Annotated in this window: 13 protein-coding genes; 11 read left to right on the plus strand and 2 right to left on the minus strand. The window is 39.3% G+C overall.

The features are described 5' to 3' along the window. Positions 1–208 precede the first annotated feature (208 nt). The 3 genes from R2Q78_RS10435 (at position 209) to R2Q78_RS10445 (ending at position 2,780) form a co-directional block, all read left to right on the plus strand. Positions 209–1,393 carry an aminopeptidase C gene (locus R2Q78_RS10435; protein ID WP_316791499.1) on the plus strand — a complete coding sequence of 395 codons (1,185 nt, stop codon included), beginning with the start codon at positions 209–211 and terminating at the stop codon, positions 1,391–1,393. A 215-nt stretch (positions 1,394–1,608) separates the two neighbouring features. After that, the gene (locus tag R2Q78_RS10440; protein ID WP_316791501.1) at positions 1,609–2,121 is read left to right on the plus strand and encodes a sigma-70 family RNA polymerase sigma factor; all 513 of its coding nucleotides are present in this window, start codon (positions 1,609–1,611) and stop codon (positions 2,119–2,121) included. A gap of 11 nt (positions 2,122–2,132) precedes the next feature. After that, positions 2,133–2,780, plus strand: a complete 648-nt coding sequence (locus tag R2Q78_RS10445) for a hypothetical protein (RefSeq protein WP_316791503.1) — start codon at positions 2,133–2,135, stop codon at positions 2,778–2,780. 4 nt (positions 2,781–2,784) lie between these two features. On the opposite strand, the gene R2Q78_RS10450 is transcribed toward R2Q78_RS10445, so the two are convergent. Further along, the gene (locus tag R2Q78_RS10450; RefSeq protein WP_316791504.1) at positions 2,785–5,232 is read right to left on the minus strand and encodes a DUF5686 and carboxypeptidase regulatory-like domain-containing protein; all 2,448 of its coding nucleotides are present in this window, start codon (positions 5,230–5,232) and stop codon (positions 2,785–2,787) included. A 141-nt stretch (positions 5,233–5,373) separates the two neighbouring features. Here R2Q78_RS10450 and kbl point away from each other — a divergent pair, with 141 nt between their 5' ends. The 7 genes from kbl to R2Q78_RS10485 all read left to right on the plus strand — a co-directional run bounded on the left by kbl (position 5,374) and on the right by R2Q78_RS10485 (position 10,882). Next, positions 5,374–6,564 carry a glycine C-acetyltransferase gene (gene kbl, locus R2Q78_RS10455; RefSeq protein WP_316791506.1) on the plus strand — a complete coding sequence of 397 codons (1,191 nt, stop codon included), beginning with the start codon at positions 5,374–5,376 and terminating at the stop codon, positions 6,562–6,564. Between the two features lie 124 nt (positions 6,565–6,688). Further along, the gene (pheS, locus tag R2Q78_RS10460; protein ID WP_316791508.1) at positions 6,689–7,726 is read left to right on the plus strand and encodes a phenylalanine--tRNA ligase subunit alpha; all 1,038 of its coding nucleotides are present in this window, start codon (positions 6,689–6,691) and stop codon (positions 7,724–7,726) included. After that, entirely contained in the window at positions 7,726–8,142 is a 417-nt protein-coding gene (locus R2Q78_RS10465) for a hypothetical protein (protein WP_316791510.1), read from the plus strand. Before pheS ends, R2Q78_RS10465 begins: the two co-directional genes overlap by 1 nt. After that, entirely contained in the window at positions 8,142–8,717 is a 576-nt protein-coding gene (locus R2Q78_RS10470) for a TetR/AcrR family transcriptional regulator (RefSeq protein WP_136837440.1), read from the plus strand. The genes R2Q78_RS10465 and R2Q78_RS10470 overlap by 1 nt, the downstream gene beginning before the upstream one ends. Before the next feature lie 82 nt (positions 8,718–8,799). Continuing rightward, complete coding sequence (locus R2Q78_RS10475; protein WP_136837441.1) at positions 8,800–8,910, plus strand: phenylalanyl-tRNA synthetase subunit alpha; 111 nt, start codon at positions 8,800–8,802, stop codon at positions 8,908–8,910. Positions 8,911–9,004: 94 nt separating this feature from the next. After that, entirely contained in the window at positions 9,005–10,453 is a 1,449-nt protein-coding gene (gene rlmD, locus R2Q78_RS10480; protein WP_316791513.1) for a 23S rRNA (uracil(1939)-C(5))-methyltransferase RlmD, read from the plus strand. Positions 10,454–10,477: 24 nt separating this feature from the next. After that, a complete protein-coding gene (locus R2Q78_RS10485; RefSeq protein WP_316791515.1) occupies positions 10,478–10,882 on the plus strand; it encodes a hypothetical protein in 405 nt (134 codons plus the stop codon). Positions 10,883–10,941: 59 nt separating this feature from the next. Here the strand turns inward: R2Q78_RS10485 and R2Q78_RS10490 are convergent, their stop codons facing one another. Then, on the minus strand, positions 10,942–11,655 hold the full coding sequence (locus R2Q78_RS10490; RefSeq protein WP_316791517.1) for a head GIN domain-containing protein: 714 nt from the start codon (positions 11,653–11,655) through the stop codon (positions 10,942–10,944). Between the two features lie 190 nt (positions 11,656–11,845). On the opposite strand from R2Q78_RS10490, the gene R2Q78_RS10495 reads away from it, so the two are divergent. Beyond that, positions 11,846–12,355 carry a phosphoribosyltransferase family protein gene (locus tag R2Q78_RS10495; protein WP_316791519.1) on the plus strand — a complete coding sequence of 170 codons (510 nt, stop codon included), beginning with the start codon at positions 11,846–11,848 and terminating at the stop codon, positions 12,353–12,355. The last annotated feature ends 5 nt before the right edge of the window (positions 12,356–12,360 follow it).

Below are 12,360 nucleotides of genomic sequence, written 5' to 3' on the forward strand. Positions count from 1 at the left end.
TTCGGGAGTCTGCTTTTTGGTTTTACCTTTCTCTTCCGGGGTCCTGAAACGAGTTCAGGATGATGATCGCCTTAGGATGATAAGACGGTGAAAAATGGCCAAACAAGCCAGTCGCTGTTTTTTTACATAAATGTTGTGGTATGCTTGTGCAGTTTATTTAAGTTTGCACGTTATATAACAAAAAGTACAATACTAACTTTAAACATAAATGACTAAAACTTCAATGAAATCATTGTGGATGGCTGCAGGCCTTCTCCTTGGATCTACTGTAGGCTTTGCACAAGACAACCTTGTAAACTCACTGAAAAATAATGCAAGTGAGGGAAGCAAAAACAGTTTTACTTTTACTCCTGTGATCAATGCTGAAGCGACTTCAGTTAAGAATCAAAAATCTTCAGGTACTTGCTGGAGCTACAGCACAAACTCATTCCTGGAATCAGAAATGATCCGTATGGGTAAAAAGCCAGTGGATCTTGCTGATCTTTTTACAGCACGTAATGCTTACATCGAAAAAGGAATCAACTATGTTCGTATGCATGGTGCATTGACTTTAGGAGATGGTGGTGCTTGTCATGATGTGACAAACATGTTTGCTAAATATGGTGCTTTGCCTCAGGAAGCTTACAATGGTAATGATTATGGTAGTCCGGGTTCTTCTGATAGAATGAACAAACTGACAGAAGCCATCCTTAAGAAAGCGGTTTCTGGTAAATTTGATCCTAACTGGAAAGCAAAGTACATCGCAACTATTGATTCTTGCATGGGCGCTGTTCCGGAGAAATTCACTTATGAAGGAAAAGAATATACTCCTAAGACTTTTGCTAAAGAAGTTGTAGGTCTTAATGCTGCTGATTATGTTGAGCTTTCATCTTTCAATACTTCTCCTTACTACGAAAAAGCAGTATTGATGGTGCCTGATAACTGGTCATACGATCAGGTATATAATGTGCCAATGGATGATATTACAAAAATCATTGATAATGCATTAAAAGGTGGCTTTACTGTAGCATGGGCTACTGACGTAAGTGAGAAAGGCTTTAGCTGGAAAAACGGTGTGGCATTTGTTCCGGAGAAGGATTTTGCAAGCATGAGCGATGATGAGAAAAAATCAATGTTCAATGGTCCGAAACCAGAGAAAGAAATTACTGTAGATATGCGTCAGGCTGCTTTTGATGATTATGAAACTACTGATGATCATGGTATGCAGATCACTGGTTTAGCTAAAGATCAGAATGGCAAAGAATACTATATCGTTAAAAACTCATGGGGTGCTACTAATGATTACAAAGGTTATTTATATGTAAGTAAGAACTTTGTTAAATACAAAACCACTGCGTTTTTATTACATAAAAAAGGAATTCCTTCTGATATCAGAAAGAAACTGAGTATTTAAGATTTTCTTTTTTTACAGTTCGTCATCCTGAATTTATTTCAGGATCCCGTTTGAGCAGGTTTTTAAATGACATGTTCGGGATCCTGAAATAAATTCAGGATGACGTGTTTTATAAGGGATTTTTTTATTCTATTACTTTGTGATATTTTGAGATTCAATGCGAATAATTGAGTGAGTTAAAAAAGTATAACTTTATTCTAAGCATATGCATTACAATGGATACTCTTAAACAAAAGGAGCAATTTGTGTCGGTAATTGAACAGAACAAAGGCATTATTTACAAAATTGCCAATTCTTTTAATAGAGACGAGGAGGACAGGAAAGATCTGGTTCAGGAAATTATATTTCAATTGTGGCGTTCATTTCCAGGATATGATAGCAGGAGCAAGTTTACTACCTGGATGTACCGTGTTGCTTTAAATGTTGCGATTACTTCTTATAGAAAAGAGAGGAAGAAAACAGCGCTAATCAGTCCAATCTCAGAAAATGTAATAGCGCTTTTAGAAGATGATGTGCCAATTGATAATGAGGTCAATCTAAAACTGCTGCAGCAGTTTATCAATGAATTAAAAGAGCTTGACAGGGCATTGATGCTACTTTATCTCGAAGAAAAGAGCCAGAAAGAAATGGCTGAGATCCTGGGCCTTTCGGAAACAAACATTGGAACCAAAGTAAGCAGAATTAAAGAAAAATTGAAACAAAGATTCTTAAGTATTAGCAATAATTAACAACCGGAAAAATGGAAGAGTTAGATATAAAACAGTTGTGGAGTAGCTATGATGCAAAGCTGGAAAGATCATTAGCCCTTAATTTGAGAGTAATGAAGGAATTGCAGACCCAGAAAGCTGAGCATAAGTTGCGCGCTTTTCGTAAAAATCAGGTTATTGGCGTAATCCTGGGTGTGGTATGGATCGCTTTTTTAGTCTTTTTAGTGGTCAATACTTTGGATAACATCTATTTTGTGATATCTGTGGGCTTTATTATATTGTTTAATGTATTTGCCACATTCGCTTATATCAGACACATTGTAATGCTAGCAGAAGTAAACATTGAAGACAGCATCACAGAGTCCCAAAGAAAAATAACTGAAATCCAATCGTCGTTTACTAACGTCGGCAGGATATTGGTTTTACAAACTCCATTTTATTGTACGTTTTGGTACAATCAGGAGTTGGTAGCAAATGCGGGCATTGGTTTTTGGCTGATTCAATTGGTAATTGTTTCGTTTTTTACCTTTGGCTCGATATTCCTGTTTAAAAAACTTACATACAAAAACATTCACGTAAAATGGGTTAAAGCTGCTCTGGAGAGCTTCGGCGGAAAAACTTTGACCAAAGCAATGGAGTTTCTCAATGAGATTGAGGAGTATAAGACTGAACGGCCATAAATTTCTAAAACCCGTAACTCAACCTAAATCCATGATTCACACGCTTATTTCCATCGTAAGCAAAACCATAAGTCGCTCTGAAGATCAACCGCTGAAGGCCGAAATAAAACTCATAATAGTTTCTTTTTACCGGTTGGCTCAGATAGCTGGCACCTACAACTTCTTCCAGCTTTAATTTACGCAGCAAGGGAATTTTATTTGTAAATAAACCAGAGAAATTATGTTCGAAATGGGCCTCTACATACTCCCTGTCTGTGCTGAATAAGTAAAAATCAAGGAACAGGAAGCGTCTGAGATTAGGGAGGGTGAATAAGGAGTTGCTTCCCCAAAAATGTTTGGCCTCGGGATAGAATACCTGGTTATTGTTCAGGAACTTTCCGACGCCTGCAACAAAGGAAGAATATCCCCATAAGCCTGAACTAATTCTGTTTTGCGAAACTTCTAAGGTAACGAGATCATAATCTACGTCACTATTTAATATCCCGTGTACCCCTTTTCTATAAGAAAGATCGATTGTAGGGTATTTGGACGGCTGATAGAAGCGGCCATCTGGACGGGTGATATATTTCTGTCCTATGGTGTAATTTAAAGAAGCTGTGATGGTAAATGCTTCATAGGTGGGGAATAGTGGTAGTTCGAAATCGGGATTGAAGGGATTGTTTGAGGTGAATTCCTCTCCTTTAAGATCCTTGATCTTGAAGTGAGTGGTGTTAACGAGGTTATAATTGCGGGAATATCCTGCTCCAAGACTGGCTTGCAAACCGACGGCCAGCTCTCTTGTCGTACCAATATTTGCAAATTCCTTTTTGTAGAATTTAGAGAAATTGGTTTCGAACAACAGGGAGTTGATGGTATTCCCCAATAAGGTCATAGAGCCATAATTATTTAAGTCATATATGCCTGACCCTCCTGAAATATAGATGTTGGCACGCTTAACAGGGTCGTAAACGTAGTTTGCAGACAGACTCCCGGTGAGGGTCTTGTTTGAAAAGCCGTACCTGATTTCAGGCCTGATGCTGTACCGTCTGCTGTCTTCCAGTCTTTTAGTATAGGTGGCGCCGTATTTTATTGCAAATCCTTCTACTGTATTGTAAAAGACAGCCTTATATAGTGGGTCAAAACTAAAAGACGTTCTTTCGTAGCGGTTGTTAATGGTATATCCGCTAGCAATCAATTTAACTGCTCCGAACTTATTGTTCGCTTTTTCCAGCGAGTCCAGGTAGCGTTTGGAAGTTTTTAGGGCGGCGATGCTGTCTTTTCGGACATAGTCACGGCTTTCTTCACCCGTAAGTGGAATAGGTCGGTTATTGAGCCAGAATAAAGAATCTTTTTTGTTTACAGCTTTGGTGATCTTTAGAATTTCGCCGTTAAAATAGTGCTTAGGGAAATCAGGATGCAAATTATAATTACTATAGACACCTACATAATAGCCTTCAAACTTGAATCCAAATATGTTTCCGTTGAACTGAAAGTTGATGTTCGAAGGCATATAAGTGTCTTCCACCTTTAAGAACTGCTGTTTGATGTTTAACGTGTCAATGAGATTGATGCCTGAGCTTTTTGTAAGGAATACCTCTGCATTGACCAGGTGCCATGAATCATCCTTTATGTAGATAATTCCGTTAAAGACCGGATCGTACCCCCTGCGTGGAATAATCTGTATCTTATTTATAGTGGCTCCGTTTTCATTACTCACACCCAGGAGTTTATACCTGTAGTACAGCATGGCATTGTCAGAGATGGGCGAAACAAAGCCTCTTGAGCTCAAGGTGTTCTCTAACAGTATGTTTTCATAAAAATTGATGATCAGGTCTGAAGCTTTATTGAAGCTAAAGGCATTGTTTTGACCGGCGGTTTTAGAAGAAATCATTTCCTCATGTATCTTGTCCGGGCGCTCATAGGCAAAAGTTGATGTAGATTCAGACAGGTAAAGGATTCCTTTTCTATTGGTGTCCAGGTCGAGTGTTTTTTGAATGTCGCGTCCAAAGAATCTTTTAGGAGCACCTACCAGTTTTTGTACACCTTTAATGTAGACATTAGTTGTGTATGCCGCAACTTCAGTTAAATGCTGTTTCCTTGCTTTTATAGCCTGTCTGATGATCTCATAAGCCGGATCTTCTGCATTTGCTTTTATTGTAACATTATTTAGTGTGTAGGTTTCGGCAGACAAAGTGATGTTCTGAGTTGTATTTTCATTGAGCTCAATACTTTTTTCAATCGCTTTGTATCCAATGGCCCGGTATACAATGATTACTGTTCCCTGATTTACAGCAAAAGAATAAACCCCATCTACATTGGCAGATGTTCCGGTTGTGGTATTTTTGATGTATACTGAAGCAAATGGTACAGGCTGTCCGTCTGTATCGCTGATTGTTCCGCTGATTTTGAATTGCTGTGCAAAGCTATTTAGAGCACCCGTAAGGATAAGTAGCGTTATATATATGTTCTTCATTACAAGGTTTAAAGCTTAAATATCGGTTTTGTTATTTAAGAAAACACAATTATTATGCTAAAGTTTTTTAGCATCATTTAATTCCGTTCTATGTAGAAGATGATATTTTTATAACTTTGGTTGCAATAATTAAAAATACATATGTACAAAACACTACAACCTGCTCTGCAACAGGAGTTGGAGCAAATAGAAAAAGACGGTTTATTTAAACGTGAGCGTATTATTGTAACCCCACAAGGTGCAGATATTAAAGTCAGCACAGGTCAGGAAGTAATCAATTTCTGCGCGAATAACTATCTGGGATTATCTTCAGATCCTAAAGTTATTGATGCAGCAAAGAAAGCTATTGATAAATATGGCTACGGAATGTCGTCCGTTCGTTTCATTTGCGGTACCCAGGATGTACATAAGGAACTGGAAGAAAAACTTTCTAAGTTTCTCGGAACAGAAGATACGATTCTATATGCTGCGGCTTTTGATGCCAATGGCGGTGTTTTTGAACCGTTATTTAATGATCAGGACGCGATCATCTCCGATGAGCTGAACCATGCTTCGATTATTGATGGTGTGCGTTTGTGTAAAGCGAAACGTTTCAGGTACAAAAATGCAGATATGGCTGATCTTGAGCAGCAGCTGATTGCAGCTAAAGATGCAAGACACCGAATCATCGTTACCGATGGTGCATTTTCAATGGATGGTGTTGTAGCTCCTTTGGATAAAATCTGTGACCTTGCTGATAAATATGAAGCATTGGTTATGATCGATGAATCACACTGTACCGGTTTTATTGGCAAGACGGGCCGTGGGACACATGAGCATTTCAACGTAATGGACAGGGTAGATATCATCACCGGTACTTTAGGCAAAGCCCTTGGTGGTGCATCAGGTGGTTTTACATCAGGTAAAAAAGAAATCATTGATATGCTTCGTCAGCGTTCACGCCCTTATTTATTTTCTAATACTTTGGCTCCGGCTATTACTGGTGCTTCTGTTGCGGTGCTGGATATGCTGAGTGAGACTACTGACTTAAGAGATAAATTGGAGCGCAATACAGTTTATTTCCGTAAGAAAATGACCGAAGCTGGATTTGACATCAAAGAAGGTGTACATCCGATTGTTCCGGTAATGCTTTATGATGCTAAACTGGCGCAAGAATTTGCAGCTAAAATGCTGGAAGAAGGTATTTATGTGATTGGTTTCTACTATCCGGTAGTAGGTCAGGGCAAAGCAAGGATTCGTGTACAATTGTCGGCAGCACATGAACAACATCACTTAGATAAAGCAATTGCTGCGTTTACAAAAGTAGGTAAAGAACTGGGCGTACTTAAGTAGGTCGCCCCTGCAAGTATATAAAATAGTCAGACTGAGTTCATTTTCTTCCATGAAGCATACTTCAAGTTGATTTTTGAACTCAGTCGCTACTTTTTTATTCTATAAATTGCTGTATATTTGGCGCATGTTACAAGATAAGATAACACAGTATACTGCAGAAATAAATGCGTTTTCTACTGATAACGCTGATGAATTAGAACAATTCCGCATTAAATTCCTTGGTACCAAGGGAATAATCAAAGATATTTTTGATGAGTTTAAAGCTGTTTCACCTGAAGAGAAAAGAACTTTGGGTAAAGTTTTAAATGAATTTAAGCAATTGGCAGAAGCCAAATACCAGACCCTTAAAGATCAAAGCAGCTCGACTGAAAGTCAGAAAGACTCCGGTCTGGACCTGACTTTGCCAGGAGAAGGCTTTGAAGTAGGTGCTCGTCATCCGCTGGCATTGGTAAGAAGGGAAATTATAGAAATATTTAACAAGCTTGGTTTTGTTGTAGCCGAAGGCCCTGAGATTGAGGACGACTGGCACAACTTCTCTGCACTGAACTTTCCGGAAGAGCACCCGGCACGTGATATGCAGGATACTTTCTTTATTAAAAAAGGAGGTGAAAACGGCGACATTGCTTTGCGTACACACACCTCGTCTGTGCAGGTGCGTATGATGGAGGCAGGAAAGCCACCGTTCAGAGCGATCATGCCAGGAAGAGTGTACCGTAATGAAGCCATTTCTGCAAGGGCACATTGTTTCTTCCATCAGGTAGAAGGCCTTTATGTGGATGAAAATGTTTCGTTTGCCGACCTGAAACAAACTTTATTTTATTTTGTACAGGAGCTTTATGGTGAGGGCACAAAAGTGCGTTTCCGCCCTTCATATTTTCCATTCACAGAACCATCTGCAGAAATGGACATATCTTGTACGATCTGCAAGGGCGCAGGTTGCCAGATGTGTAAGTATAGCGGATGGGTTGAAATTCTTGGCTGCGGTATGGTAGATCCCAATGTACTGGAAAACTGCGGCATCGACAGTAAGAAATATAGTGGATTTGCATTTGGAATGGGCATAGAGCGCATTGCTAATCTTAAGTTTGAGATTAAGGATCTGCGTCTGTTCTCAGAAAACGATACCCGCTTCTTAAAGCAATATAAAACTTCATTAATATAATGATCAGAAAGATATCAGGTATGTTTTTGCTGGTGCTGACTTTCGTCGGCTGTGGGAAAGACAACCTGGTAATTCCGAATGTTCCTGTGAATTTCAGTGCACCGCTGACTGACCCGAGATTGATCCGGTTAAGTAGTCCGGGGGGAGCCGTGGCATTCTCTGATCATGGTGTAGCCGGGATAGTAATTTACAGAACTACGAATGGTAATTATGTAGCCTACGACCGGTGCAGTACTGTAAATCCACAGAAAATGTGTGCAGTAGAGTTAGATGAACCGAGTTTCACAGTGACCGATAAATGTTCGGGAGCAAAATACCTGTTAGAAGACGGCAGCCCTGCTAAAGCTCCGGCAGAGATTGCGCTAAAAAAATATACTACTTATATAGCAGGGAATACATTACATGTAACTAATTAATGGAACCAGAGAAAATAAAAGAAAGCATAATTAGGGCTGCTAAAGAGTTGTTCAGGAAATACGGCTATCATAAAACCAGTGTGAATGAGATCGCTAAAAAGGCCAGAATAGCAAAAGCTACGATATATAAGTATTTTGAAAGTAAAGAGCAGATCCTGGATGCGATCCTGATGAATTATCTGGATCTGAACCTGCATGAGATCCTGAAAAATAAAGCGCAGTTTGCAGATGAAGAAGAACATTTGAAAGCTTTAGTGATGAAGACCTGCAGATTGACATATACCGTGTGTAACGAGTTTATTGGCTGGGATTTCGTCCGTGAAAATGCAAACTCACAGGAGTTTTTAAAACATTTGTCTGACCAGCTGGAATCACTGCTGCTGTCCGCATATCTGGAACTTGATCATTTTAAAAATAACCCTTCCCGAAAAGAAGGACTGGCCTTTTTGCTAAAGGCGAGTAAAAGTATCTGTTTTTCTTTTGCCTTTACTTCGGTGAGTGATGCCGATGTCCGCAAGAACTTTGTAAGTTTTCAAAAAGAGCTATTGCCATTTCTTGTAAAAGCGGCACTATAGTTTTCTTTACAATCTCTTAACTTGTACCGTTTTGGTATTTGGTATAAAAGGGCTTATATTTGACTGTATCAGTCATATAACTATGAGTAAAGAGGTTTTAGAGATTTCCGTATTGGTAGAAGAGAAGTTTGACATGAGCTTTAACCTGGTTGAAGGTGTTTTTGGTTTAATCCTTAAGATCTTTGGCAAGTAAGGTTTGATATTCTGATTTTCTTCACCCTACGGCACCGCCAGGTGCCTGTCTGAAATTCCTATGTCTGAAAAAAATCCTGTAAGTTTGCATTATAATGAGTAGAAATAGAAAAGCCGGAACGGTAACCATCATTCCAAATCTAAGTATTATTGATATTGCCGAAGAGGGCAAAGGGGTTGGTAAGGCAGATGAATTGGTCATATTTGTAGACAAAGCAGTACCTGGTGACGTGGTTGATGTCCGCATTGTAAAGAAGAAAAAGAATTTTGCTGAGGCTGTTATAGAAAGCTTAAATACAGCATCTGAATTGAGGACAGACCCTTTTTGTCAGCATTTCGGAACCTGTGGCGGCTGCAAATGGCAACACATGGGCTATGATTCCCAATTGAAATTTAAACATAAGAACGTCGAGGCTGCATTACAGCGGCTGGCAAAAATAGATACTTCAGCTATGGAGCCCATATTGGGATCTGCGGAGAATAAATATTACAGAAATAAGCTGGAATATACATTTTCCAACAAACGCTGGCTGAGCAAGCAGGATATGGCTGAAAGGCCGGAAGATCTGGAAGGGCCAAATGAAGATCTGGAAATGAATGCGCTTGGATTTCACGTGCCTTTAAGGTTCGATAAAATATTAGATGTACAACACTGTTATCTGCAAGCTGAACCTTCAAATTCAATCAGGAATAGTGTGAGGACTTATGCCTTAAATAATGGGTTGAGCTTCTATGATCTGCGCAACCATGAAGGCGCATTGAGAAACCTGATCATCCGTACATCATCTACAGGTGAGGTGATGGTGGCTGTTGTTTTTGCTTATGTGGAGCAGGTACAAGCGGATGGATTGATGGAGTTTCTTAAAGTTAATTTCCCTCAGATTACTTCTCTGCTGTACATTATCAACCAAAAGAAGAATGATACCATATTTGATCAGGAGGTAATTACTTACTCGGGCAGAGACCATATTTTCGAAGAAATGAACGGTCTTAAATTTAAGATCGGTGTCAAATCATTTTACCAGACGAATTCTGATCAGGCACATGAATTGTATAAGATCACCAAAGAGTTTGCAGGGTTTTCGGGAGATGAGCTCGTATACGATTTGTATACAGGAGCCGGAACGATAGCCAATTTTGTGGCGGGGAGTGTAAAACGGGTAGTGGGTATTGAGTATGTGCCTACCGCTATTGAAGATGCTAAGTTTAACTCAGCGCTTAATGAAATTGACAACACCATTTTTTATGCCGGAGACATGAAGGATATTCTGACAAGAGATTTTATAGCTGAGCATGGCAAGCCGGATGTTGTGATTACTGATCCGCCAAGGGCAGGTATGCACGCTGATGTTGTGGAAAGACTGCTGGAAATGGAGGCGGAAAAGATTGTTTATGTGAGCTGTAATGCTGCTACGCAGGCAAGAGATTTGGCCTTGTTAAAGGAAAAGTATGAAGTGGTACGGATTAAGCCGGTGGATATGTTTCCACATACCCAGCATGTTGAGAATGTAGTGTTGCTGAAATTTACAGGCAGCAGCAATTGATTGTTTAAAGAATAAAAGATTAGCATGGATATAGAAGAATTATTGCCTCAGCCTGAGCAGGAAAAACCTGAACAAAAGAAGCAAAGCCCTCTCGTAAGTTTAGAAAAGGATCTGGAACTGTATGCAGATTCAATAAAGGAAGTTGCGGTAGAGATCATGGTTCAGGGCATTTCATCAAACCCGATTTTTATTGCCCATCAGTATACAGTAAGTATTGGAGAGGTTATTCTGGATAGAAAAGAACTAAATACGGAGTGGACTATCCAGGCATCAACTGTTGAAGAGTTTGTAGAAAAAGGAATTATACAGCCCGATAAAAAGGCTTTGTTTTTAAAGAATTACAAAAAGCCTGAAGATTTTATGTGCGTTTTTGTAATTGTACCCGAAGGAGCGAATTTTATTTTCTATCCTTACAAGGCAAGAAATTAATTAAAAAACCCTGTCATACATCCATATGGCAGGGTCTACTAAAAACTAAACTCTAAATTTTAATTGATTCTGCTTACGTCTCCGCTCTTACCCGAAGAGGTTTTTCTAACCGAAGCATTTCCTTTATAATTGATGTCACTGCCGCCACTTGCATTTGCCTCAAGTGCTTTTGTCACATTGATATTTGTATCTGAGCCACCGCTCGCATTTACCTTTGCATATTCTACCACAAATTCCAACGCGTCTATATCGCTGCCACCACTTATGTCAATTTGCATGTTGGAAGCCGATCCTTTCAGGTCAATATCGGCACCGCCACTGCTGTTGATGTCAATGTTCTTTACCATGGCATTCAGTTTTAAATCCGCGCCACCTGAGGCATTGATAGATAATTTATCCGCTTTTAAAATGTTTTGAGTATATACATCACTGCCACCGCTTGCATTGATTGATTGAAGCTGTTTGTAGTTGACATACACCTTGATGTCCTGCCCCTTAAATAACTTGGACCAGCTGATGTTGTTTTTGTATTTGACATGCAGCGTAGTTCCTTCCTTTTCTATGACCACATTTTTTAAAAGATCAGGATGTGCAGATACACGGATATTTTCTGCAGTACCTTGTGTAAGGTAAAGATCTATGCCGCTGGAGACCGTAATTTGATTGAAATTACTAATCGGAACGGTTTTGCTTTGTTGTGCATTCGCTACTATAGCGATTGAAAGCAGTGTAAGAAATGTGAAAAGAGATTTCAATACATAGGGATTTTTCATGGCGGTTATAGTTTTTGATTTTATGAAGCGATCATGAAAAGGGATGATGGTTTCATGTAGTTTTAGTTAGGTTATATTAATAAGACGCACTTAGGTGCCAAACGTTGCAGAAATTTTAATTTATTTTTATCTAAGTTTGAATATGAACCTTAAAATCGTTCTTTTTGTAGCATAAACAATGTGATAACAGATGGCAGAATCTCAATTACTAATTCTTGATAAAAAACAGATACAGCAAAAAATCAACAGGATCGCTTACCAGATCCTGGAGGATAACCTGAATGAAAAAGAAGTCGTACTGGCCGGAATATGGGATAGGGGATATAAGCTTGCATTGAGATTGAAAAAGGTGCTGACCAAGATCTCGGATATCAAGGTGACCATGCTGAAAGTCGAATTGGATAGAGTGAGTACCAAATTGATTGCCAGTACAGATCTGGATGAATCACATTGGAAAAATAAGGTGATCATATTGGTAGATGATGTGCTGAACAGCGGTAAGACCCTGGCATATGGACTTGGTGTTTTTCTGAATACCCCGCATAAAAAAATCCGTACAGTAGTGCTTGTTGACAGGAGCCACAAAATATTCCCTATCGCAACAGATTTTGTCGGGCTACAGATGGCTACTGTTTTAAAGGAGCATGTAGATGTAATTATGGATGTAGAGGGAGAAGAAGACCGCGTTTATTTGAGTTAGTCATT

This window comes from Pedobacter frigoris (assembly GCF_032678645.1).
In the GTDB taxonomy this organism is placed as follows: Bacteria; Bacteroidota; Bacteroidia; order Sphingobacteriales; family Sphingobacteriaceae; genus Pedobacter; species Pedobacter frigoris_A.